Genomic DNA, 23214 nt, shown 5'->3' with positions numbered 1-23214 from the left:
CATGAGTAAAAACATACTATTAATTGGAGGAACCCATGGTATTGGTCACTCCTTAGTTCATTTATTACATAATAATCACACCGTTTTTGTAGCATCGCGGACCACCGAGGGGTTGGACGGACTCAACGTAACACATATTCCGTTCGATGCAACGACTGACACTTTGGATACCTCTAGGTTGCCAGATGAACTCCATGGATTTGTATATTGCCCAGGAAGCATCAATCTAAAACCATTTAAAATGATGAGTTTAGATACTTTTGAACAGGATATGCAATTGAATTTTTTCAGTTTGGTGAAAACGGTTAAAACTATAATTGGGAAAATGGCGGAAGGAGCAAGTATGGTATTTTTTAGTACTGTTGCTGTAGGAACAGGAATGCCTTTTCACACCAGTGTTGCCGCAGCAAAAGGAGCAATAGAAGGTTTTACAAAATCCATGGCAGCGGAGTATGCGCCTAAAATACGTGTAAATGTAGTTGCCCCATCCTTGGTAGATACACCTTTAGCTGGTCGCTTATTAAGTAACGATAAAAAAGTAGAAATGATGTCGCAACGTCACCCACTAAAAAGAGTTGGAAAACCTGAGGATATTGCAAACATTGCAGCATTTTTATTGAGCGATGATAGCAGCTGGATGACTGGACAAATTGTTGGTGTTGATGGCGGTATGTCTACCTTGAATATTTCATAATATGAGTAAAAAGGTTTCTGTTTTTTGGTTTCGAAGGGATTTACGCTTGGAAGATAATTATGGCTTTTTGGAAGCCCTAAAAAGTGATTTTCCAGTACTTCCTATTTTTATTTTTGATACGGAAATAGTGGATAAGTTACCTAAAGATGATGCTCGCGTAACTTTTCTTCACGAAACCCTTCAGAAAATGAGGGATACACTACAAAGCAATTATGATAGTTCGATAGGGCTATTTCATGGAAAGCCAATAGACGTATTCGGGGAAGTGGCAAAAGCGTATGAAGTGCAAGGGGTGTATACCAACCATGATTACGAGCCATATGCCAAGGTAAGGGATACCGAAATGGCAACATTTTTTGAGAAACATCATATCCCCTTCAAAACTTATAAAGATCAAGTCATTTTTGAAAAAGACGAGGTTGTAAAGGACGATGGGAAACCATACGTGGTCTACACCCCTTTTAAAAATAAATGGAAATCGCTTTTTAATGCGAACCATCTTAGTATCTACGATACAAGGGAGTACATGGATAATCTTATCGCAGATGCCAACCTACCAAACGTATCACTTTCGAATATGGGATTTGAGACATCAGAAATAAAGGTTCCAGATTACACTGCAACTCCTGCTCTCATTAATAATTATGAGGATACTCGGAATTTTCCAGCCATAAAAAATGGGACGTCCCGTTTAGGGCCTCATTTACGCTTTGGCACCGTATCGGTACGTGAGATGATGAAAAAAGCGATTGCTGAAGAAAACGAGGTATTTTGGAGCGAGCTTATTTGGCGTGAATTTTTTATGCAGATTCTATGGCATTTTCCACATACTAAGGAAAAAGCATTTAGACCTAAGTATGACCGAATAGATTGGCGTAACGATGAGGCCGAATTTGGAAAATGGAAAAACGGAATGACAGGATATGCATTGGTAGATGCAGGAATGCGAGAGCTAAATGCAACAGGTTATATGCATAACAGAGTGCGTATGCTCGTCGCTAGTTTCCTTTGCAAACATTTACTGATAGATTGGCGCTGGGGCGAAACTTATTTTGCAGAAAAACTATTGGACTATGATATGAGTGCCAATGTGGGTAACTGGCAATGGGCGGCAGGTAGTGGCGTAGATGCTGCTCCGTATTTTCGAATATTTAACCCCATGACACAAGTAGATAAATTCGATAAACAAAAAGAATATATCAATACATGGGTTCCGGATTTGCAGGAATTGACCTATCCTGAAAAAATGGTAGACCATAAGATGGCTAGGGAACGCTGTCTTAAAACCTATAAAGATGCTGTAGCTTAATGGTTGTTGTTTGGTTCAAAAGGGATTTAAGACTGTTGGATCATGAGCCTTTGGTAAAGGCTATTGCTACTAAAGAAAAAATACTATTACTTTATAGTTTTGAACCTATTTGGGCTAATGATTCGCATTACAGTAAAAAGCACACTAATTTTATAAAGCAGAGCCTAGGCGATCTTCAAAGACAGCTCCTTTCCTATGACACCAATATACTTGTCGTTACAGAGGAGATTTTATCTGTATTCAAAAAGCTGAATGACCACGATAGTATATCTCATATTTTTTCCTACCAAGAAACGGGGATGAAAATGACGTATGACCGCGATAAAGCGGTTTCGAAATGGTGTGGGGAACATGTAATCACTTGGGAAGAAAGCATACAAAATGGTGTTTTCAGAGGCATAAAGAATAGAAAGCAATGGAAAAACGACTGGGTTGCTTTTGTGAATACCAACATTGATAAACCACAAATGGAATTAGGGAGCTTCTACCCTATTTCCACTATCGAAAAATTTACAGAAACACATTTTAAAACGGTTTCTCTGGACACTCAATTAGATTCTCAAATTCAAAAAGGAGGAACATCTTATGCCGTTAAATACTTAGATTCTTTTTTAAATGAGCGTATTTGGGGTTATAATTCGAATTATTCGAAACCTGCAACATCTCGTAAACATAGTAGTAGGATTTCTCCATACCTTGCTTGGGGGTGCTTGTCTGCCAGACAGGTATGCCAATATGCAGCAGGGCACAAGAAAAGCGTGAACAACAAAAGAAACCTAAGTTCCTTTCTTTCCCGCATGCGCTGGCAAGCACACTTTATCCAAAAATTTGAAATGGAGGGTGAGATGGAGTTTAGAAGTGTGAACAAGGGGTATCACGAACTAGACAAACCAAGGCAGCTCCATTTACAGAAGGCCTGGCGAGAAGGTCAAACGGGAATTCCCCTTATAGATGCTGCTATGCGGTGTTTGGTTACCACCGGGTTCGTTAATTTTAGACTGCGAGCCATGCTGGCTTCCTTCTTTACCCATCTGCTATGGCAACCTTGGCAAGATTGCACAGAACATTTGGCCCAAAACTTTTTGGACTTTGAGCCAGGTATTCATTTTCCGCAGTTAAACATGCAATCTGGCGAGACTGGCGTAAATACGATTCGTATTTATAATCCTATAAAAAATAGCAAGGAACACGATGCCAATGGCGTTTTTATCAAAAAATGGGTTCCAGAACTAGCAGCTCTCCCTTATCAGTATATTCATGAGCCCTGGGAAATACCGCAAATGGAGCTACAGTTTTTAGGGTTTGAATTAGGAAAAGACTACCCACAACCTATTGTATCCATATCAAAGATGCGAAAATTCGCCAGCGATGCTTTATATACTTATAAAAAGAGTCCTAAAACAAAAAAGGAAAGTAAGCGAATAATAGCAAAACACACCTTACCAGGAAGGCCGGTTTGGGACCAACATAACTGAAATTTGGAAACCGTATTACTCCAAGTTTGATTATCTTTAAATTCGATTAAAAAAACACCAACTTAAATAAGAATACCCATGAAAAAAACAATTCTAACCTTTTTGCTTTTCGTCTTTTGCTTTTCCTTATCCGCTCAAAAAATAAGTACGAATAAAAAAGCACTTATAGCATCGGTAGAAAAACATAAAAATGAGCTTATAAAAATTAGTGATTCTATTTGGGCTCTCGCGGAAACTGCTTTCGATGAGACTGGATCTGCCGAGATACTCGCAAACTACGCGGAGAAAAATGGAATGACGGTAACTCGCGGTGTTGCCGATATACCAACGGCGTTTACTGCAACCTATGGCTCTGGTTCTCCAGTAATAAGCATTCTTGGTGAGTTTGATGCCCTTCCTGGTATTTCTCAAAAAGCTTCGCCGATAAAGGAAGCACTAAACCCAGGAGCGGCCGGTCATGGATGTGGCCATAACCTCTTTGGCACCGCTAGCCTTGGCTCTGCAATAGCGATAAAGGAACTTATGGATGCCGGAAAAATCAAAGGAACCGTGAAGTTTCTAGGAACGCCCGCAGAAGAAAAGTACTTTGCGAAAGTATGGATGGTGAAGGCTGGACTTTGGGACGATGTTGATGTAAACGTAAGTTGGCATCCTGGAGCAAGTACCGAGGCCGATGTACAAAGTGGACTTTCGCTCATAGATTTTATAGTTGAATTTAATGGACAGGCAGCGCATGCTTCCATGGACCCGTGGAACGGAAAAAGTGCGTCGGATGCCTTAGAATTGTATACTACGGGTATCAATTACTACAGAGAGCATATTTTACCTACTTCAAGAATACATTATCATATACAGGATGGTGGACAAGTCGTAAACGTTGTTCCAGATTATGCAAAGCTATGGGTTCGTGTTCGCGACCCAAGACGAAAAATAATGTTACCTACGTACGAGCGTGTAAAAGAGATGGCCGAAGGAGCGGCTATTATGGCAGATGTAAGCTATAAGATATCACTAGTTTCGGGAATTTATGAGACCTTAATAAACCGAACTGGCGGTGCTATTATGCAGAAAAACTTAGAGCTTTTAGGAGCAATAGCATATACCGAAGAGGAAACTGTATTCGGAAAGGCGATTCAAAAAGCGACTGGTAAGCCAGAAGTTGGTATGGATAGCTCAATTAATCCGCTAAGGGAAACAGATAAAAATGCTGGCGGTGGCTCAACAGATGTTGGCGATGTGAGCTGGAACGTTCCCAATATTAACTTAAGCGCGACAGTAGCCCCTAAGGATACACCTTGGCATTCTTGGGCGGTAGTAGCCTGTGGCGGCATGTCTATTGGTCATAAAGGCATGGTTTATGCTTCGAAAGCTATGGCGATGACGATGGTAGATTTATTTGAAAACCCCAAAATGGTACAAGAAGTAAAAGAAGAATTTAAAACTAGAAAAGGTGACGAGGTGTATGAGCCTATGATAGAAGGCCCACCGCCACTTAACGGAAATTAATATTAAAACTAAAAATTGATATGTTCGGAATATTTAAAAAGAAGACAGAAAAAGAAAAGTTAGAAGAGAATTACAAAAAGTTAATGAAAGAGGCCTTTGATTTGTCTAAATCCAATCGCTCTGCCAGTGATGGTAAATATGCAGATGCAGATGCTATTCAAAAACAGATAGACGCCTTGGATAACAAATAGGCTAAAAACTACATGTAGCTATGAAAAAGTTGTATTCGATTGTTTTGATTTGTCTCTTTTCTGTAATAGTGAGTGGCCAGTCTTTCGATTTTAAAATTGACCACTTTGCCATCGTGGTAGACGATGTGGATAAGAGTGCTGAATTTTATGGGACTATCTTGCAACTGACGGAAACACCGCACCCCGATAAAAAACCGGGATTTCGTTGGTTTGTGGTTGATGGTAGCTCTCAAATACATCTTATTCAAAAAGAATTTGCCCCTTTTGAAAAGAACAAGTCCATGCATCTATGCTTGGCTACCCAAGACTTAGATGGTGTTATCGCCCATCTGGAAAAAAATGATACTCCTTACTCCGATTGGCCTGGAAAAGAAAATGCTGTAACCTTGAGAACCGATGGGGTGCGACAAATTTACCTGCAAGATCCAGACGAATATTGGATAGAAATTAATACTGTTAAACATTAATCTATAATCACTTTCTTATATATTAATTTAACAACCAATTTAATTGAATACTAGACAGTAAAAATGTGGCAGTATGAGGTAGCATTCAACGTATGATTACAAGCCTGCGTAATAACAAAAAATTGCTCAGGAGACATAGTTTATTCCGACCTGACTAATCATTTTTGAACTTAAAAAAGGAGTATGTAAAGGCAGCTTTAGGTAAAGTAGACGTTAAGAAGCTTACGAAACAAGAAATAGCTGTTATTCGAAAAAAGGTTTTAAAACAGAAGAAAAGAAAACAGAACAAACGCTGGGCTTATTTTAGCTTCATGTGTAATTGTACCTTATATCGTGTTCAACTCCATTAATGAATATCAAAATAGCTTTTAAAAAATAGAATTAAATTAAGGTTGCATATGAATACTTGAGATTAATAGCTAATGGTAATCAATGGTGGAAAAATAAAAAATAGAATTAGGCCATTCTTTAATATAAAAGCACTTAAAATTTTTCCAACCCAGTATGACTTAAATTTTCGACTTGCTTCCGCCTATGTGTATAGATGTGAAAGTGAGTTCGAAAACTGCAATAAAGCAAAAGAAGTATTAAACAAGCGCTTGGAAGAACACCCAAACAATTCAAACTTATTAAAGCTAAAAGAAATTCTTGAATTCGAGTATCAGGATAATTAAAATTTAAACAAATTACTATTATTGGAAAGGAACAGCGCGAAAAGATAGATATTAGGATTATTATTTAGCCAATAAGAATAGAAGTAATGTAAATAATACGTTTGTTGCTGTAGCTCTTATTCTTAAACTGAAGAAATAAACTTTTCGTCAAACCAATCACCGTATCATGATAAAAGAAATTTTCAAGTTAGGTTTTCCATGGCAAACAGAAGATCCTTTTTTATTTTGTGTATACCACTTGGATCAGTACCCAAAAGGGAAACAAGATATGGCACCAGATGCCTCTTTAGAAGGGCGAAATTTAGGTAATGACTTTACGGTAAAAGATGGTTGGCGCATGTACCATGGACAAACGATTCCTGGCTTTCCAGCGCATCCACATCGCGGTTTTGAAACGATTACCATAGTAAACAAAGGGTTTTGTGATCATTCCGATTCCCTTGGTGCTGCCGGACGTTTTGGAGAAGGGGATGTACAATGGATGACCGCTGGTAAAGGTGTACAACACTGCGAAATGTTCCCTTTAGTACATACCGAGAAAGAAAACCCTTTAGAACTTTTTCAGATATGGTTAAACTTGCCTACATCAAATAAATTCGTCGACCCCTATTTTAAAATGCTTTGGCATGAAGATATTCCGGTTATAAAAACTGAAAATGCGAGTTTAAAAATTATTGCAGGACAGTATGGTGTGGAAAAAGCTCCTGAACCTGCTCCTAACTCCTGGGCAGCCAATGCAGCTAACAGTGTCGCTATTTGGAACATTCATATAGCACCTAATGGTACATTCTCTTTGCCAAAATCGGATATTGAAGTCACTAGAACCTTATACTTTTATGAGGGTGACACCATAGAAATTACTGGCTCAGCCGTTTTGCCCAATCATGGAATAAAATTGGATGCCTCGAAAGAAGTTACCATTACTGCTGGAAATTCTCAGGCACATCTTCTTATGCTGCAGGGAAAACCTATTAATGAGCCGGTTGTTAAATACGGTCCGTTTGTCATGAACACGGAAGCCGAAATACAAGCTGCAATGCAGGAATATAAATTGACTCAGTTTGGTGGTTGGCCTTGGCGTTACCCGGATCACGTGCATGACAAAAACAAAGGAAGGTTTGCCAAATATCCTGATGGAACACTTGAAGAAAAAGCATGAAAATTACACTAAAACTTGCCGCAATTTATAACATTCTATGGGGTGCATGGGTTGTTCTTTTTCCTAATCAGTTTTTTGAATTCGTTGGTATGGAGCCCCTAAACCACCCCTTGGTTTGGCAAGGAATGGGTATGGTTATTGGTGTGTACGGCGTTGGTTATTGGTGGGCCTCCTACGACCCCATGCGCCACTGGCCTATAGTAGCTGTTGGTTTTCTTGGAAAAATTTTTGGACCGCTAGGCTTTCTGTTTAATTACGTACAGGATATCGTTCCTTTTGAATTTATATACACCCTCATTACCAATGATTTTATCTGGTGGATTCCGTTCTTTCTTATTCTTAAAAAGGTACACGTTGATTATAAATGGAAATTAACTTAACTTACAAGTCCCTTGTTATATTACTAGCAGCATTCTATTGTATAGCCGGCGTATACCACTTTATAAACCCTGCGTTTTATCTGGGTCTAATACCAGATTATATTCCAAAAGCGATTTTTATCAATTATGTTGTTGGACTTGTGGAACTGTTGCTTGGAATTTTAATTTTACTACCGAAATATAGAAAAACAGCGTGTTATGGTATTATGGTATTACTCATACTTTTAGTCCCATCCCACGTTTACTTTATTCAAATAGGCTCCTGTGATGCAGGCGGACTTTGTGTACCTAATTGGGTTTCTTGGACTCGATTGATAGTTATTCATCCTTTGCTCATTTATTGGGCCTATGCCGTGTCTAAAAACTAATAAATAAATGATACTAGAAACGCTGAGAATAGGCTTCGATTTTGGATTACTTGTGCTAATTTGGATGGTACAACTTGTTATCTACCCTAGCTTTACATACTTTAGTAGGAATGATTTAATCCGCTGGCACCGTATCTATGTGCAACGCATTTCTTATATCGTAATCCCCTTAATGCTTGGCCAAACACTACTAGCGATATATCAGTTATACCTTACATCCTCGCTATATACTGCAGGAAGCGTAGTACTAATTCTGTTCGTATGGATGCTTACTTTTTTACTATTTGTACCCAGGCATAATGCCGTTTCAAACGTACGTTTTGACGAAAACACCTTGTCCGAACTGGTTTCATATAACTGGTCGCGAACAGCACTCTGGAGTATCATTTTTATTTGGACTTTATTTACACACGTGTGATTTTAGCACCAATAGCTCTCAACCGCTCGTCTATATTTTCATAGCCACGATCAATCTGCTCAATATTATGAATCGTTGAAGTTCCTTTAGCGGATAGTGCCGCTATCAATAAGGAAACCCCTGCTCTAATATCAGGAGAAGTCATGGTCGTTGCTTTCAATGTTGACTTAAAATCATGTCCCATAACCGCAGCTCTATGGGGGTCACAAAGAATAATCTTTGCACCCATGTCCAATAGTTTATCTACAAAGAAGAGCCTACTTTCAAACATTTTTTGATGGATAATAAGCTCACCTCTTGCCTGTGTGGCAATTACCAAAATAATGCTCAATAAATCCGGAGTAAGCCCAGGCCAAGGCGCGTCTGCAATGGTTAATATAGACCCATCGATATAGTTTTGAATCTCATAGCCATTTTTATGCTCAGGAATATAAATATCATCTCCTTTACGCTCAAGGGTAATTCCCAATTTTCTAAAAACAGTAGGAATCTGACCTAGATTATCCCAACTTACATTTTTTATAGTGAGTTCGCTTTTGGTCATTGCAGCGAGGCCTATCCAACTCCCTATCTCTATCATATCCGGTAACATCCTGTGTTCGGTACCACCTAAACTTTCTGTACCATCAATTACCAAAAGATTAGAACCTACCCCAGAGATTTTAGCCCCCATACGGTTCAACATTTTGCACAATTGTTGTAGGTAAGGTTCGCAAGCTGCGTTATATATGGTAGTTTGACCTTCGGCAAGCACTGCTGCCATTACAATATTAGCGGTCCCTGTTACAGATGCTTCATCCAATAACATATAGGTGCCTTTTAGCTTTTTGGCCTCTACCCCGTAAAAGTATTCTTCTCTATTGTACCTAAATTTAGCACCTAGTTTTATAAAACCTTCAAAATGGGTATCTAACCTTCTACGTCCAATTTTATCACCGCCAGGTTTTGGAATGTATCCCTTACCAAAGCGAGCAAGTAGCGGCCCAACCAACATAATAGAACCTCTTAAACCCCTACCATCTTGTTTGAATTGGTCGCTTTGCAGGTAGTCAAGATTTATATCATCTGCCTTAAATGTATAACTGCCTTTTCCCTTTTTCTGGATTTTTACGCCTAAATCCTCTAATAAGGAAATAAGTTTATTGACATCTATAATGTCTGGAATGTTGGTTATTGCAACCTTTTCCTCTGTCAATAAAACTGCACATAAAATCTGTAAAGCTTCGTTTTTTGCCCCTTGTGGTGTTATTTCACCTGATAGTGGGTGCCCTCCTTCTATCTTGAATGTTCCCATCTAAAGTCTGTAGACGATTAATAGCGTTTTTTACCGCGATTATTATTTCTTTGATTGTTTTTGTTATTATTGTTGATGGTCCGCGGGGTTTTTGCAATCCTATTCTTTAGAAATTGACCACTATCGGTAAGACTTTCGTCCTCTGCCGCTAAATCTATGGCTCCATCACTAAGATCAAACAAATGCTTAAAGATTGCGGAATCATCCACCACATCTTTGTTCCAGTTCAGGTAGCATTTTTTCATGTGATTGGCAATAGCATACTCAAGACCGGAACGCTTATCTCCTTTTTCCCACTCTACTGCAACATCTATCATACGCTTGATATTGTTACCGTAAAAACGATATTTTGGAAAGTTTTGCGGGTATTCCAAAGCATCTGGGCGTTCTTGCAACTGCTCTTTTGTGGTTATTGGAAAAGGAGACTCCACATCCAATTTAAAATCAGACATAATAAATAGCTGATCCCATAACTTATGCTGAAAATCAGGCACATCACGTAAATGGGGCTGTAAATTCCCCATCACGCTTATGATGGAGTTAGCCACATTGTTTCGTTCCACAGGGTCTGCTATTGAAACCGCATGATCTACCATTTTTTGAAAATGACGCCCGTACTCCGGTATTATTAAATGTGGACGTTCTGTATTGTATTCGAGGTTTTCTACTAATTGCAAATTGGATAGTTTTACTTAAAATTTATTGAAGATGTGTTTTTATACGGAACGCAAAATAATAAAATTATAGCGTAAATACTATTTTAAAGAGATATTACGCCCTCCAAGGCACCCACTTCTTTGTATTTCTCTATTACTTCGGTAGGATTTTTAAGATTTACCGTAATAGAGACACTGGTATACTTTCCCTTTTTAGATTTTTTTGAAGTTATTACCGCACCGCTATAGTCAAATATCTTATGTATTTGAGCAATGTTATCCGAGTCTGTCAAAACGATGAATTTATAAAGGTAATCAGAAGGCCAAGCGGTAGTCTCCGCCAATTGCTCTTTTAATCGTTTATAAAACTCTGCTGGGCTAGTTTCTGCCATTGGTTCATTTTCAAACAAAGATAAGTGGAAACATCTGGTTTTTTGGTATCCTAGGTTTGCCTATTTTTGGTGAAGCTAAAACTATAACTTGAATTGTAAACGAATCGTAATAACGGGCGCTCCCGGAACCGGAAAAACAGCTATCATAAAAGCCTTGGAGACTTCAGGGTTTTACTGTTTTCATGAATTTATACGTAGCATGACATTGGAAGCTAAAAACCAACAGCATCCAGATAGCGTGTTCAGCAATCCCATTGCATTTGTTAGTGATTCAAAACAGTTTAATGAACAACTATTAGAAGGTCGAAGAAAACAGTACGACGACGGACAAAAACAAGAAAGAACACAGGTCTTTTATGATCGTGGTATGCCAGACGTACTCGCATATATGAACTATTTTGACCAACCTTATGAGGCTGACTTTCTTAATGCCTGCAAAAACCATAATTACGACAGTGTATTTTTACTTCCGCCTTGGGAAGCAATTTATGTACAGGATAATGAAAGATTGGAAACCTATTTACAGGCAACTGAAATCCATGAACATTTAAAAAATACCTACGCATCTCTTGGATATGTAACTAACGAAGTTCCCTTCGGAACCGTAACGGAAAGACTTGCTTTTATAAAGAACCATTTAGATATGTCTCGTGAATAGCACACCCATTGAGATTCTTGAAACGTACTGGGGTTTTACATCTTTTAAAGATTCGCAGGAAAAAATTATTAATGCTATTTTAGAAGGTAGGGACGTTTTGGCCCTTTTACCTACTGGAGGAGGAAAGTCAATTTGCTTTCAGGTACCTGCGATGGCACAGGATGGAATATGTATTGTAGTTTCTCCTTTAATCGCATTAATTCAAAATCAGGTCTCTAAGCTTAAAGACTTAGGAATTAAAGCGATAGGATTAACTGGTAGCATGAGATTTGAGGAGCTTAACAATGAACTGGATAATTGCGTCTACGGAGGCTATAAATTTCTTTATATTTCCCCAGAGCGCTTGGGTCAGGAACTAATACAAGAGCGGATTCAGCAAATGAACGTAACGCTGTTGGTCATAGACGAGGCGCACTGTATTTCTCAATGGGGTCATGATTTTAGACCTGCCTATTTAAAATGTTCGGTATTAAGGGAACTTCATCCAAAAGTACCTTTTATGGCGCTTACAGCAACCGCTACTTCAAAAGTAGCCGCTGATATTGTTTCTACTTTAGACTTCATAGCACCTCTGATACAAAAAGATTCATTTTCCAGAAAAAATATTGCGTTTAAAGTAGTTAAAGAAGAAGACAAAAGGTATCTACTCAAACAGCATTGCAGCAAGCTTAATACTAGTGGTATCGTTTACGTGAGAACTCGAAGGCTAGCAGAAGAAATTTCTAGTTATTTAATAAGTTGTGGTATAAGCACGACTTATTACCATGGTGGAATAACCGAAAAAGAGAAGAAAAAGAAGTTGGAACAATGGTTGGAAAATAAAACTAAAATAATGGTAGCTACCAATGCTTTTGGTATGGGAATCGATAAGCCAGATGTAGCTTTAGTTATTCATTATCAAATACCGGACTGTTTGGAAAATTATTTTCAGGAAGCGGGAAGAGCAGGAAGGGATGGTGCCCCTGCCGAGGCTATTCTAATCACGAACAAAACAGATCAAGAACAGGTAAAAAAGCAGTTTTTAGATATTCTACCGGACGTTTCTTTTGTGAAATTCGTATACAATAAGCTAAACAATTACTTACAAATCGCCTATGGGGAAAGTTCTGGAAGTACGTTTCGATTAAACTTTAACGAATTTTGCGCCACGTATGGTTTAAACTCATTGCTCACCTATAATGTACTAAGGATACTGGATAGAAACTCCGTACTCGCCTTATCTACCTCTTTTGCTAGAAAAGTAACGGTACATTTTATCGCAGAAAAGGATGTCCTTTTCGATTATATAGCACAAAATCCAAGCCTGTCTGATTTGGTTAAAATTGTCTTGAGAACCTATGGCGGTATCTTTGAATTCGAAACCTTAATAAACACTTTACTGCTGTCCAAAAAATTAAATACCAGTGAAAATAATGTTATTAAAGGTTTGGAAAAATTAGCATCCGAAGAAATTATAGCTTTTAAAGGCTCACATAGCGACTTGGAACTTACTTTTTTAGTACCAAGGGAAGATGACAGTACCATCAACCTATTTTCTAAAACCATTAAGGAGCAAAATCAACTAAAGGAAAGCCAGGTAAAACAAATATTAGCATACACGAATAACAATCGTATGTGCAGGAGTAACCAGTTATTGACGTACTTTGGAGAAATAGCTTCAAGCCCGTGCGGGATATGTGATGTTTGCACTAGCCCACAAAATTCTAAAATCACATCACAAAACATCAAACAACAAATTAGAACACTATTGGCATCGAATCCTAGAAACTCCAGAGCCATTCAGCAGCTATTACATTTAGAAAGTGATGCTGTTTTAATAGCTTTACAAGAGTTATTGGAGGATGGAAAAATTAAATTAGACACTAAAAACCAATACCACATATCCTAGAGAATTATGACAGACATACGAATCGTATTTATGGGAACACCTGATTTTGCTGTGGGTATTTTGAATACACTTTACGAAAAAGGATATCCCATTGTTGGGGTCATTACTGCTCCGGACAGACCCGCAGGAAGGGGACGAAAATTAAATCAGTCCGCGGTAAAAGAGTACGCTATTGCGCACAATCTAACCATATTACAACCAACGAATTTGAAGCACCCCGAATTCTTAGAAGAACTGAAGTCACTCGAGGCTAATTTACAAATAGTAGTTGCTTTTAGGATGCTTCCCAAGGTTGTTTGGCAATTACCGGAGTTAGGCACATTTAATTTACATGCATCCCTCTTACCGGAGTACCGCGGTGCGGCGCCTATCAATTGGGCCATCATGAACGGGGAAACAAAAACAGGTGCAACTACATTTTTTATTGATGAAAAGATTGATACCGGCGCTATCATCCTACAAGACGAACTACCTATTGCTCCCAATGAAGATGCCGGAACGTTACACGATCGGCTTATGGACTTAGGAGCACTTACCGTATTAAAAACGGTTAAACGTATCGAAGAAGGTGATTTTAGTACCAGCCTACAAAAAAATTCAACTGATCTAAAGCTAGCCTATAAACTAGACAGGGAAACCTGTAAGATAGATTGGAGTGTTCCCCTACAAAAAATATATGACCATATTAGAGGCCTAAGTCCGTATCCGGCAGCATGGGGTACCTTGTATATGCATAAAGAAGAAGTAATTGTAAAGATTTACAAAGTAACACTTGAAAGAGAGGAACACAAGCTGCGACCGGGAACACTAGTTTTTGACAAGAAAGAAATGCGCGTAGCTGCGGAAGGCGGATTTATAAAACTTTTAGAAATTCAGTTACAGGGTAAGCGAAGAATGGCAACAGAAGCGGTGTTAAACGGACTAAATTTACCCGAAAATGCTATTTTTCGGTGAAGCCCCTGTATGATAGGGCTGCGAGAATCGTAAAAAAAGCCCTACGTTATCAACAAACCTTCCAAGTTATCAACAAAATAAGGGATTTAGAGCCGTTTTACTTGTGTTGGTCGTAAATCCATATAAATTTGTTTAACGTTTTAAAACTATTTTAACAACAATTAACTTAATCACATTATGAACAAAACAGAATTGATTGATGCAATGGCGGCAGACGCTGGCATCACAAAGGCAGCGGCTAAAAAGTCTTTAGAGTCTTTTTTAGGAAATGTTGAAGGTTCTTTGAAAAAAGGAGACAGAGTTTCTTTAGTTGGTTTCGGATCTTGGTCCGTATCAAGAAGAAATGCAAGAGAAGGTAGAAACCCATCAACTGGAAAAACTATCCAAATTGCAGCTAAGAATGTTGTTAAGTTTAAAGCAGGCGCCGATTTAGGTAGTGCAGTAAACTAATTCATACAGATATTAGATTTTAAAAGCGCTTAAAAAGCGCTTTTTTTGTGTCTTAATTTTTGAGTTTTAACAATAAATGTATTATTTTAGGTACTCTTAATTTGTTTTACAAATGCTAAAGCTAATACCTAGAAAAGGAAAACTACTTATTGCCGAACCATCGCTCTCCGGTGATGTTTCCTTTAATAGGTCTGTGGTGTTGCTCGCAGAACACAATAAAGAGGGTTCGGTTGGTTTTATTTTAAACAAACCATTAGAATATCAGATAAATGATCTTGTTGCTGAAATTTTAATTCCTTTTCAAGTATATAATGGGGGTCCGGTGGATCAAGACAACCTTTATTTTATTCATAAAGTGCCTCATTTAATTGCAAATAGTATAGAAATTTCTGACGGCATCTATTGGGGTGGAGATTTTGAAAAAACAATTACCTTAGTAAATCAAAAAATAATCTCCGAAGATGATATTCGTTTCTTTTTGGGCTACTCTGGGTGGTCTTCTTCGCAGCTAGATGAAGAACTTTCTTCTAACTCTTGGATAGTGGTAGCTAACCAATACGAAAGCCAAATTATAAAAAAGTCTTCTGTTGCATTTTGGAAAGAAAAAATGATGGAGCTTGGTGGCGACTATCTTCTATGGTCCAACGCACCGGAAAACCCTAGCCTTAATTAATTTAAGCAGTTAATCTTGCTACTGCATTAAGCTTTCCAATCAAATCTTTACTCGTCGTATTTTCGAATATTTTCTTACGATATTTATACACGGGTATAATACCGCTAATGGTATTTGTAATAAAAATCTCATCCGCTTTTTGGAGTTCAAACGGAGAAATAGATTCCTCTTTAAACTCATATACCTGAGATTTTTGAAGAAGTTCCACTATTTTTTTTCTAAGAATCCCATTAAGACAGCCATCTTTTAAAGGAGGCGTTTTAATCGTTTTTCCCGACACTAAAAAAACGTTGCCGTTCAGTGCCTCTACAACCATCTTATCGCCGTTAATGAGTAGACAATTATGATAATCGTTTTCTTTAGCGAAAACGCTTCCCACTACATTCAAAATACGGTTATTGGTTTTTAAATTGGATAGCATATCCTTGTTTACAAAAAAATCCTTGAATAACTCTACCTCATAAGGAGCATCTGAAATGGTATAAAACGGATGGTCCAACACTTTTGCCTCTATACAATAAGAAATGCTATTTGTTTCTGGCAGATAAAGTCCCCCATCATTCCTAAATACTGCAAAGCGGACGCGATATGTTTTATTAACTCCCAGCGCGGCTATTACTCTTAATATCTCAGCCTCTAAAAACTCCATGGTAAACTCCATTGGAATTTCCATACGAAGGATACGCATGGACGACATTAACCTAAGGTAGTGTTCTTCCAGGAAATATACACTTCCATTTACAACGCGTATTGCTTCAAAAAGTGAATCTCCATAGCGGAGCCCTCTATTTGCGCTGTTTAAAAAGTAAGCATCCTCTTTTAGTAACGTACCGTTAAAATTCACCATAAAAAAGCCTTATAAAATAAGGCTCAAAGATACTCTAAATACCTAGTAATCTATTTGGAACCGAGTACTTGTTTTAAATCCGAAACTTGATTTGTCCACAACATTTTAGACTCCTCTACTTCGTCATCTTCTGCAAAATCGGTTATAAACAAAGAAACGTCTTTTGTAATTTCATCTACAATTATTTTCATTTCAAAAAATGAATCGTCATCATTTTCATCCCACGAAAAACGTACAAACTCGTCCGTTTTGCGTTTTAATAATTTCGCCTCTTCCTCAGCGCCATCCCATATAAAAATAAATTTCTCGCCTCGCGAGTTTACATTATCCGCAAACCATTCCGAAAGGCCGGAAGGCGTGGCCAAATACTGATACAGCATCTGTGGCGAGGATTGTATTACAAATTCAATTTCAAATTTTATTTTATCATTCATTTCCAACGTCTTAATATTGCCCAATATATATATTTATAAATGATTAAAAAATTAAAAATGGGTATTATTTTTTAAGCTACTATTGTAGGTGATCGTAAAATAAACTTTATATTTGCAGCCGTTTTGAAATACTATGTAAGCGACAGGTTACCCTTGAAATTTTGTTTTAGTTTGTTCATGTTAGACGTAGTTTTTTATTAGAAAGTGTATATTAAAATAAGACACGGCGAGGTAGCTCAGTTGGTTAGAGCGTCGGATTCATAACCCGGAGGTCGGGGGATCGTGCCCCCCTCTCGCTACATGATAATTAGACAGTTACATTTTATTGTAACTGTCTTTTTTATTTAGGTACAACAATTAGGAATTTTGCTTATTCAATCGATTAATCCTTAAAACCCTATTGGAACTGGCTTGAGCCCAGATTAATCCAAAAACATTGATTTTTTGAAATGTTCTATAACAGAACACAAAAGATGTTCAATTCAATTGTAATTTTTGTAGGGCTTGCTGTTCTCTTTAAACTTTAGGCTAAAATTAATTCAGCTACTGCCACTTTGTTTTATCGCATTCCTTACTAGAAGTAGTATCTGAGCCTAAAAAAAATAGATTCGACTGAAGCCGAAACACCTTTCACATAATATCTTCCACTACTATAAGAGTAAAAAGGTTAGGAAATTAATGGGTTTTACCGCTTTATTACATATTTTCATTAACCATTAAAATAATGCAGAGATTTAAAAAAGGAAACCTTATATTAATGTTCTCTGTTGTTAAACAGAAAAATACAGAAAATGGTTCAAGGACATATTGTCTGGTTAGTTTAATATACTATATCGTTATTGCCTTGTTGGTTATAATTTGTTCAATTCTTTGAGTTAGGGCAAACGTTTCAATAAAAGAAACACAAAGCAGGGTAGACCTTGAAAAAATAAAGCGAAATCATAAACCACTTTCACTAATTTGAAAGGGGTATTGGCTAAATTAAAAGTAAGTAGTTTGATGGTTGTCCTAAAAAAACTTGGTTCTGCAATTATTGATTTGATTCCCATACTATTGGTCGTTGTTTTTTTTCAACTGGTGGTTATTCAACAACCATTCCCCAATATAGGGGAGGTAATTTTCGGTAGTTTTTTTGTAATATTAGGGTTAACGCTGTTCATTGAAGGTCTGGAAATTGGATTATTTCCCATAGGAGAGGCTATGGCATACGCTTTGGCCAAGAAAGGAAGCCTTTTTTGGTTAATGTTGTTTTCATTTGCCCTTGGTTTTTCTACTACGATTGCCGAACCTGCACTGATAGCAGTAGCGAAAGAAGCTGGAAGGATATCAGCACAGGCCGGATTAATAGATAATGGGCAGGACACGATCGATAATTATGCGATGGGATTGCGGTTATCGGTCGCTTTTTCGGTAGGGTTGGCTATTGTAATCGGTGTGTTACGAATACTTAAGGGTTGGCCTGTTTATTATTTAATCATTGGTGGTTATGTTATTGTTATGCTTATGACTATCGTGGCCCCCTCGGAAATTATAGGCTTGGCCTACGATGCAGGAGGAGTCACTACTTCAACCATTACGGTTCCACTCGTAACGGCTTTGGGGGTTGGGCTTTCCAATACGGTCAAGGGCAGGAGTCCTTTGGTAGACGGATTTGGGCTTATTGCCTTCGCATCCCTTTTACCTATGATATTCGTTATGGGCTACGGTTTATTTTGGTTTTAAGATATGATGTACGTGATTTCTTTTTTAACGGATTTTTTTCAAATACTCTTGTATACGTTACGAGATGTGGCGCCTATTCTCATATTGATAGTGTTTTTTCAACTAGTTGTGCTGAAACAGCCCATACCACATCTGAAACGGGTAGTCCTGGGTGGGGTCTATGTAGTTTTGGGTCTCGCATTTTTTCTCTTGGGATTGGAGAAGGCCTTGTTTCCCATTGGCGAGATTATGGCCACCCAATTATCCGACCCTTCCTTTTTAGGAACTACTGCCGGCGAACAACTTGATTGGAAATCGTATTACTGGATTTATATTTTTGCGGCCTTGATCGGTTTTTCCACTACAATCGCCGAACCGGCCCTTATCGCTGTTGCCATGAAGGCAAACGAGGTCTCAACAGGTACAATCAGCCAATGGGGGCTTAGGATTACGGTGGCAATGGGGGTTGCTTTTGCACTTGCTTTAGGCACTTTTCGGATTGTCACTGGAACGCCTTTATATTTATATATTATGGGAGGATATATTGTGGTAATCATCCAGTCTATTTTTGCGCCAAAAAAACTCATTGCGCTAGCCTATGATTCTGGAGGAGTAACCACCTCTACGGTCACCGTACCTTTGGTAGCTGCGCTAGGCATAGGCTTATCTTCGGCAGTGCCGGGAAGAAACCCTGCAATTGATGGCTTTGGATTGATTGCATTCGCGAGCGTGTTCCCAATCATTTCAGTATTGGGGTATACCCAATTCATGCATTTAAGAGTAAAATTGTTTAACAAAATAAGAAAACCATGAAATTTAAGCTGATTATCGCCTTTGTAAAACCAGACATCACCGACAAGGTGGTGGACGCAATGAAAAGTGAAGGCGCAACAGGTGCCACGATTATTCCGGGTAGAGGTACTGGCGTACGTGAAGCCAAGTCCTTCTTTGGACTAAGTATTGAAAACCAGACGGATATTCTTGTATTTTTGGTCGAAGAACATGTAGTGGAAAAACTGTTGAAAGTCATTGAAACTGCCGGTGATTTTAACAAGCCAAGTACGGGCATCGCTTTTGCTCTACCTATAGAGCACGCTGTGGGATTGAGCAGTCAGATGAAAATTTTTAAAGATCAGGCCCGAGATGATTATTTTTGAAAGAAAACAATAAGATAGTTACATTATGAGAGATCAAAGAGAATATCAAAGTGCTAGAGATGCCATGGCAAAAAACATTATTTATATTGATGGTATGGCAACCACCAAGGAAGCGGTAGAGCTTATGCGAAAAGAAAGCGTAGACGTCCTTCTTGTTAAGAAACGTAACGAAAAAGACGCTTATGGAATTGTAGTTGTACAGGATTTCATTAAGGGGGTAATTATTCAGGAAAGGACCTCGGAGGAGGTGAATGTTTTTGAAATTATGACCAAACCTATCGTTAGCGTGCCCGCCACGATGGATGTGCGGTATGTTGCTAGATTGCTTGTTCGGACAGGGTTGCGTGTGGCTCCCGTAGAGGAGGATGGGAAATATATTGGTATGATTTCGCTTTCTTCCATCATATTGGACAATTTATCATTCTGATTCATCAATCAGCAGAAGATATTAAAGCTCAAGCGCTCTATGAGGTTAATCCCGTCGATAATGTATCAATCACTTTAAAGAGAAAGAGTTGAACACCATTGACGAGAGTGATATTAGAGCGTTCCTACAGACACTGATACAAAGGAAATTGTCCAATTCCTATATTAACCAAGTTATCAATGCCATTAAGTTTTATTATGAAGTGGTACTTGGGATGCCCCACAGATTTTATGACATTGAACGTCCACGCAAAGAGTATAAGCTTCCAAAGGTAATTTCCAAAGAGGAAGTTATAGCAATTATTAAAAACACCAACAACATAAAACATAAGTGTGTTGTTGAGCTTCTATATGGTTCGGGTTTGCGCAAGAGCGAACTTTTAAACTTAAAAATCAATGATATCGATAGCAAACGTATGCTAGTCCGTGTAGAAAATGCCAAAGGCAATAAGGATAGGCACACATTACTGTCTAAAATTGCGTTGGATGATTTAAGACTATATTTTAAGGAATACAGGCCAAAGGTGTATTTATTTGAAGGGCAAAAGGGAGGAAAATATAGTGGCGAGAGTGTCTTAAGAATTGTAAAAATGGCATCAAAAAAAGCACGAATACGTAAAAGTGTATCTCCGCATATACTCCGCCATAGTTTTGCTACACATTTATTGGAAACAGGTGTTGATCTGCGTCAAATTCAGGTACTTTTAGGACATAGTTCTAGCAAAACCACAGAAATCTACACCCATGTAGCCACAAATACTTTTAAGACAATAAAAAATCCATTAGATTAGTCCTACTATTAAAATGGAAATAACCGTATTCATACGTATATCTGTACGTTGGCAACAAGCTGAAAAAAATGAGTGAATACAAATACGGAGACCGAACATATAAACTGACTAATGGAAATTATGACGTTGAATTACCTGCTGAAATAAAACAACCTGAATCAGTTTTTAAATACTATGGTAAAACAGATTATAGTATTGACGCGATAATAAAAAACTATTTGTTTTGTAGTCATCCGTATCATCTAAACGACTCTATTGACAGCTCAAGTCTTTTATGGGATTTTACAAATTTATCGAAGGAAGTATTTGAAAAGTTCTATAAACAGTATGGTTTTGATAAAGTAATGGTCATAGACTATGAAAAGGAAAAAGGAAATGGATTTGTTACCATAAAACAGAAGTTTTTTGAAATGGCTTCTAAAAATGCTGGAGTAATTTCTTTAACAAATAATTCATTGCAGACCTTAATGTGGGCTCACTATTCGACTGAAAATGGATTTATGATTGAGTTAGACTGGAAAGAAATAAAAAACAACCTAAAAGGTTTAAACCCAAAATTAAATAATTATGCTTTTTTTCCGGTACAATACGTTGACAAATTAGAGAGTATTGATTTTTTTGGAAATGGTTTCAATTCACCAGATATACCATATCTTTATTCAACAGCGGTTAAAAGAAAAGATTGGAGTTACGAAGATGAATGGAGATTAATGACTTTCACATTAGACTATGGTGTTCCTAATTCAATTAAAGGTCCTTTCCAAGATATTCCAAGTCACCACGACAGAAAATTATTTTATCCAAAAGAGGCTATAAAATCAATAGTTTTAGGCAAGCATTTTTTTAACTCATCAAACTTAAAAAAAGTAATTGACGACAAAACTTACCAACTAAAAACCAATTCTGATTTAGACTTTATAAATTTTCTAATTGACAATTATAATGACAGAATCTACTTTTGTGGAGAATATCAAAATGGAACAGAATTCAAAAGAAGTGCTGAGAAAGTTCACTTTAAAAAAGTTGATTGGAATACAATTCAAATGATAAGAGAAGATAAAGTTTATATATAAATGAGTCCACAAACAATAATCACAATTCTAACTATAACTCTGCCAATATTTGGTGCTGGAGTTGGATATTTAATTAAGCAAAATATTGAAAAGAAAAAGGAATTAACGAATGAAGTAACTAAAGAAAGACGTGAAATTTATCAGCAATATGTGAATTTAATGATTGGTTTATTCGCTAATTCTAAAACGAATAAAAAGAACTCAACTGACCAAATGCTGAAAGAATTATATACGTTTTATAAAAAATATGTTCTTTATGCTTCACCAAAAGTAATTAAAGCATTTTCGGACTATTTTCAATTAATGTATAATCAAGAAGAGGGAGAAGAAATGGATTCAAAATTACATTTACAATCTATGACCAAAATTATGGCTGAAATGAGAAAAGACCTCGGGTTAAAAAATAAAGGACTTGGAAAAAATGGAGAAATGCTAATGAGAGCGTTGATTAAAGATTATGATGCCATTTGGAAATAAACGGAAAAATGAAAAGCCAGTTGCCAACACCGTATATAATTTATTGCTTGGTTCTCGCCTACTTACGAAAATCCTCGCGGATTTTATATTTGGTTTGTATTTACTAAATTAGTTGCTTGAAACACGCAACAAACCATATACCAAACGTTATGCTTCATTATGACTAACCAATAAACAATGATAAAATTCTTTAGGAAAATACGCTACGACCTTATGGAGAAAAATAAAACAGGAAAATATTTGAAATATGCTATTGGTGAGATTGTCCTTGTTGTTCTCGGAATTTTAATAGCACTCTCGATAAATAATTGGAACGAAAACAGAAAAGAAAATAAATTCTTAAAACAAGTATATGCACAAATACAAAAGGATTTACAAGTTGATACATTGGATGTCTCTCAAAAGATTGAACTTTATTTACAAAAGAACAACAGGTTGACTGATATTATTGACCGCAACATACCAATATCGTATTATGATACCATCAATGAATCCAATTATGCCAATTGTGAAAAGTGTAGAATTGATGTTGCTGATGCAGATTCTTTTCAAAATTTAGATAAGGGTTATCAATTATTGAAATCACTTAACACAGACCAAAGCAATAAGGTAGACTCGCTTTCTTTTAAAATAGATGCTTTTTATAAAGACTACAATGCAATATTCCCAGATGTGAATAAAATGTTGTTGGATATTATAAAT

Annotated in this window: 27 protein-coding genes, 1 tRNA gene and 1 pseudogene; 24 read left to right on the top strand and 5 right to left on the bottom strand. The window is 37.3% G+C overall.

Annotation, left to right across the window (positions count from 1 at the left end):
• Position 1 precedes the first annotated feature (1 nt).
• From Q360_RS0103555 to Q360_RS25065, 10 genes are all read left to right on the top strand, one after another.
• Positions 2–694: an SDR family NAD(P)-dependent oxidoreductase gene (locus tag Q360_RS0103555; protein WP_027075863.1), complete on the top strand. Its 693-nt coding sequence runs from the start codon at positions 2–4 to the stop codon at positions 692–694.
• A 1-nt stretch (position 695) separates the two neighbouring features.
• Positions 696–2003, top strand: a complete 1308-nt coding sequence (locus tag Q360_RS0103550; protein ID WP_027075862.1) for a cryptochrome/photolyase family protein — start codon at positions 696–698, stop codon at positions 2001–2003.
• Positions 2003–3478 carry a cryptochrome/deoxyribodipyrimidine photo-lyase family protein gene (locus Q360_RS0103545; RefSeq protein WP_027075861.1) on the top strand — a complete coding sequence of 492 codons (1476 nt, stop codon included), beginning with the start codon at positions 2003–2005 and terminating at the stop codon, positions 3476–3478. Before Q360_RS0103550 ends, Q360_RS0103545 begins: the two co-directional genes overlap by 1 nt.
• Positions 3479–3556: 78 nt before the next feature.
• Positions 3557–4984, top strand: a complete 1428-nt coding sequence (locus tag Q360_RS0103540; protein ID WP_027075860.1) for an amidohydrolase — start codon at positions 3557–3559, stop codon at positions 4982–4984.
• A gap of 20 nt (positions 4985–5004) precedes the next feature.
• Complete coding sequence (locus Q360_RS25620; protein WP_036194995.1) at positions 5005–5175, top strand: Lacal_2735 family protein; 171 nt, start codon at positions 5005–5007, stop codon at positions 5173–5175.
• A gap of 20 nt (positions 5176–5195) precedes the next feature.
• The gene (locus tag Q360_RS0103530) at positions 5196–5642 is read left to right on the top strand and encodes a VOC family protein (protein ID WP_027075859.1); all 447 of its coding nucleotides are present in this window, start codon (positions 5196–5198) and stop codon (positions 5640–5642) included.
• 840 nt (positions 5643–6482) lie between these two features.
• A complete protein-coding gene (locus tag Q360_RS0103515) occupies positions 6483–7475 on the top strand; it encodes a pirin family protein (RefSeq protein WP_036194992.1) in 993 nt (330 codons plus the stop codon).
• Complete coding sequence (locus Q360_RS0103510) at positions 7472–7855, top strand: hypothetical protein (protein ID WP_027075855.1); 384 nt, start codon at positions 7472–7474, stop codon at positions 7853–7855. The genes Q360_RS0103515 and Q360_RS0103510 overlap by 4 nt, the downstream gene beginning before the upstream one ends.
• A complete protein-coding gene (locus tag Q360_RS0103505; protein WP_027075854.1) occupies positions 7840–8223 on the top strand; it encodes a hypothetical protein in 384 nt (127 codons plus the stop codon). Before Q360_RS0103510 ends, Q360_RS0103505 begins: the two co-directional genes overlap by 16 nt.
• A 7-nt stretch (positions 8224–8230) precedes the next feature.
• The gene (locus Q360_RS25065; protein ID WP_084273348.1) at positions 8231–8641 is read left to right on the top strand and encodes a hypothetical protein; all 411 of its coding nucleotides are present in this window, start codon (positions 8231–8233) and stop codon (positions 8639–8641) included.
• Here Q360_RS25065 and murA read toward each other — a convergent pair.
• From murA to Q360_RS0103490, 3 genes are all read right to left on the bottom strand, one after another.
• Positions 8628–9935, bottom strand: coding sequence for a UDP-N-acetylglucosamine 1-carboxyvinyltransferase (gene murA, locus Q360_RS0103500; RefSeq protein ID WP_027075853.1), 1308 nt, complete (start codon positions 9933–9935; stop codon positions 8628–8630). The two genes, Q360_RS25065 and murA, sit on opposite strands and share 14 nt — an antisense overlap.
• 17 nt (positions 9936–9952) lie before the next feature.
• On the bottom strand, positions 9953–10612 hold the full coding sequence (locus Q360_RS0103495) for a DUF4290 domain-containing protein (RefSeq protein ID WP_027075852.1): 660 nt from the start codon (positions 10610–10612) through the stop codon (positions 9953–9955).
• 83 nt (positions 10613–10695) lie between these two features.
• A complete protein-coding gene (locus Q360_RS0103490; protein WP_027075851.1) occupies positions 10696–10983 on the bottom strand; it encodes a DUF493 family protein in 288 nt (95 codons plus the stop codon).
• 88 nt (positions 10984–11071) lie between these two features.
• Here Q360_RS0103490 and Q360_RS0103480 point away from each other — a divergent pair, with 88 nt between their 5' ends.
• The 5 genes from Q360_RS0103480 (at position 11072) to Q360_RS0103460 (ending at position 15606) form a co-directional block, all read left to right on the top strand.
• A complete protein-coding gene (locus Q360_RS0103480) occupies positions 11072–11641 on the top strand; it encodes an AAA family ATPase (protein ID WP_027075850.1) in 570 nt (189 codons plus the stop codon).
• Positions 11634–13529: a RecQ family ATP-dependent DNA helicase gene (locus Q360_RS0103475; protein WP_027075849.1), complete on the top strand. Its 1896-nt coding sequence runs from the start codon at positions 11634–11636 to the stop codon at positions 13527–13529. Before Q360_RS0103480 ends, Q360_RS0103475 begins: the two co-directional genes overlap by 8 nt.
• Before the next feature lie 6 nt (positions 13530–13535).
• Positions 13536–14483: a methionyl-tRNA formyltransferase gene (gene fmt / locus Q360_RS0103470; protein WP_027075848.1), complete on the top strand. Its 948-nt coding sequence runs from the start codon at positions 13536–13538 to the stop codon at positions 14481–14483.
• 177 nt (positions 14484–14660) lie between these two features.
• Positions 14661–14933, top strand: a complete 273-nt coding sequence (locus tag Q360_RS0103465; RefSeq protein ID WP_027075847.1) for an HU family DNA-binding protein — start codon at positions 14661–14663, stop codon at positions 14931–14933.
• A 112-nt stretch (positions 14934–15045) separates the two neighbouring features.
• Entirely contained in the window at positions 15046–15606 is a 561-nt protein-coding gene (locus Q360_RS0103460) for a YqgE/AlgH family protein (protein WP_027075846.1), read from the top strand.
• 1 nt (position 15607) lies between these two features.
• Here the strand turns inward: Q360_RS0103460 and Q360_RS0103455 are convergent, their stop codons facing one another.
• Positions 15608–16453: an aminotransferase class IV gene (locus tag Q360_RS0103455; protein ID WP_027075845.1), complete on the bottom strand. Its 846-nt coding sequence runs from the start codon at positions 16451–16453 to the stop codon at positions 15608–15610.
• Between the two features lie 50 nt (positions 16454–16503).
• Positions 16504–16887, bottom strand: a complete 384-nt coding sequence (locus tag Q360_RS0103450) for an START-like domain-containing protein (RefSeq protein ID WP_027075844.1) — start codon at positions 16885–16887, stop codon at positions 16504–16506.
• Positions 16888–17112: 225 nt separating this feature from the next.
• Here Q360_RS0103450 and Q360_RS0103445 point away from each other — a divergent pair.
• The 9 genes and pseudogenes from Q360_RS0103445 to Q360_RS24390 all read left to right on the top strand — a co-directional run.
• Positions 17113–17186: transfer RNA gene (locus Q360_RS0103445), tRNA-Met, on the top strand.
• Positions 17187–17886: 700 nt separating this feature from the next.
• Positions 17887–18609 (top strand): DUF1538 domain-containing protein, encoded by a 723-nt coding sequence (locus Q360_RS0103440; protein ID WP_036195093.1) that lies wholly within the window; start codon positions 17887–17889, stop codon positions 18607–18609.
• A 3-nt stretch (positions 18610–18612) separates the two neighbouring features.
• Positions 18613–19401 (top strand): DUF1538 domain-containing protein, encoded by a 789-nt coding sequence (locus tag Q360_RS0103435; protein ID WP_051554551.1) that lies wholly within the window; start codon positions 18613–18615, stop codon positions 19399–19401.
• A complete protein-coding gene (locus Q360_RS0103430) occupies positions 19398–19745 on the top strand; it encodes a P-II family nitrogen regulator (RefSeq protein WP_027075841.1) in 348 nt (115 codons plus the stop codon). Before Q360_RS0103435 ends, Q360_RS0103430 begins: the two co-directional genes overlap by 4 nt.
• Before the next feature lie 25 nt (positions 19746–19770).
• Positions 19771–20172 carry a CBS domain-containing protein gene (locus tag Q360_RS0103425; RefSeq protein WP_027075840.1) on the top strand — a complete coding sequence of 134 codons (402 nt, stop codon included), beginning with the start codon at positions 19771–19773 and terminating at the stop codon, positions 20170–20172.
• A 64-nt stretch (positions 20173–20236) separates the two neighbouring features.
• Positions 20237–20962: pseudogene (locus tag Q360_RS22185) on the top strand (tyrosine-type recombinase/integrase); the annotation flags it as partial.
• Positions 20963–21030: 68 nt separating this feature from the next.
• On the top strand, positions 21031–22035 hold the full coding sequence (locus Q360_RS0103415) for a DUF2971 domain-containing protein (protein ID WP_027075839.1): 1005 nt from the start codon (positions 21031–21033) through the stop codon (positions 22033–22035).
• On the top strand, positions 22036–22512 hold the full coding sequence (locus Q360_RS0103410) for a hypothetical protein (protein ID WP_027075838.1): 477 nt from the start codon (positions 22036–22038) through the stop codon (positions 22510–22512).
• A 177-nt stretch (positions 22513–22689) separates the two neighbouring features.
• Positions 22690–23214 (top strand): DUF6090 family protein (locus Q360_RS24390; RefSeq protein ID WP_245603182.1); only part of this gene is annotated, 525 nt, incomplete at its 3' end.

The organism is Maribacter antarcticus DSM 21422 (genome assembly GCF_000621125.1).
Taxonomy (GTDB): Bacteria; Bacteroidota; Bacteroidia; order Flavobacteriales; family Flavobacteriaceae; genus Maribacter; species Maribacter antarcticus.
Note: the sequence above shows the minus strand (reverse complement) of the source record. Positions and strands in the feature narration are given on the sequence as shown.

Coding starts and splice junctions, on each gene's coding strand:
- Q360_RS0103555 (WP_027075863.1), top strand. CDS start 2: ATGAGTAAAAACATACTATTAATTGGAGGAACCCATGGTATTGGTCAC.
- Q360_RS0103550 (WP_027075862.1), top strand. CDS start 696: ATGAGTAAAAAGGTTTCTGTTTTTTGGTTTCGAAGGGATTTACGCTTG.
- Q360_RS0103545 (WP_027075861.1), top strand. CDS start 2,003: ATGGTTGTTGTTTGGTTCAAAAGGGATTTAAGACTGTTGGATCATGAG.
- Q360_RS0103540 (WP_027075860.1), top strand. CDS start 3,557: ATGAAAAAAACAATTCTAACCTTTTTGCTTTTCGTCTTTTGCTTTTCC.
- Q360_RS25620 (WP_036194995.1), top strand. CDS start 5,005: ATGTTCGGAATATTTAAAAAGAAGACAGAAAAAGAAAAGTTAGAAGAG.
- Q360_RS0103530 (WP_027075859.1), top strand. CDS start 5,196: ATGAAAAAGTTGTATTCGATTGTTTTGATTTGTCTCTTTTCTGTAATA.
- Q360_RS0103515 (WP_036194992.1), top strand. CDS start 6,483: ATGATAAAAGAAATTTTCAAGTTAGGTTTTCCATGGCAAACAGAAGAT.
- Q360_RS0103510 (WP_027075855.1), top strand. CDS start 7,472: ATGAAAATTACACTAAAACTTGCCGCAATTTATAACATTCTATGGGGT.
- Q360_RS0103505 (WP_027075854.1), top strand. CDS start 7,840: ATGGAAATTAACTTAACTTACAAGTCCCTTGTTATATTACTAGCAGCA.
- Q360_RS25065 (WP_084273348.1), top strand. CDS start 8,231: ATGATACTAGAAACGCTGAGAATAGGCTTCGATTTTGGATTACTTGTG.
- murA (WP_027075853.1), bottom strand. CDS start 9,935: ATGGGAACATTCAAGATAGAAGGAGGGCACCCACTATCAGGTGAAATA.
- Q360_RS0103490 (WP_027075851.1), bottom strand. CDS start 10,983: ATGGCAGAAACTAGCCCAGCAGAGTTTTATAAACGATTAAAAGAGCAA.
- fmt (WP_027075848.1), top strand. CDS start 13,536: ATGACAGACATACGAATCGTATTTATGGGAACACCTGATTTTGCTGTG.
- Q360_RS0103465 (WP_027075847.1), top strand. CDS start 14,661: ATGAACAAAACAGAATTGATTGATGCAATGGCGGCAGACGCTGGCATC.
- Q360_RS0103460 (WP_027075846.1), top strand. CDS start 15,046: ATGCTAAAGCTAATACCTAGAAAAGGAAAACTACTTATTGCCGAACCA.
- Q360_RS0103455 (WP_027075845.1), bottom strand. CDS start 16,453: ATGGTGAATTTTAACGGTACGTTACTAAAAGAGGATGCTTACTTTTTA.
- Q360_RS0103450 (WP_027075844.1), bottom strand. CDS start 16,887: ATGAATGATAAAATAAAATTTGAAATTGAATTTGTAATACAATCCTCG.
- Q360_RS0103440 (WP_036195093.1), top strand. CDS start 17,887: ATGGTTGTCCTAAAAAAACTTGGTTCTGCAATTATTGATTTGATTCCC.
- Q360_RS0103435 (WP_051554551.1), top strand. CDS start 18,613: ATGATGTACGTGATTTCTTTTTTAACGGATTTTTTTCAAATACTCTTG.
- Q360_RS0103430 (WP_027075841.1), top strand. CDS start 19,398: ATGAAATTTAAGCTGATTATCGCCTTTGTAAAACCAGACATCACCGAC.
- Q360_RS0103425 (WP_027075840.1), top strand. CDS start 19,771: ATGAGAGATCAAAGAGAATATCAAAGTGCTAGAGATGCCATGGCAAAA.
- Q360_RS0103415 (WP_027075839.1), top strand. CDS start 21,031: ATGAGTGAATACAAATACGGAGACCGAACATATAAACTGACTAATGGA.
- Q360_RS0103410 (WP_027075838.1), top strand. CDS start 22,036: ATGAGTCCACAAACAATAATCACAATTCTAACTATAACTCTGCCAATA.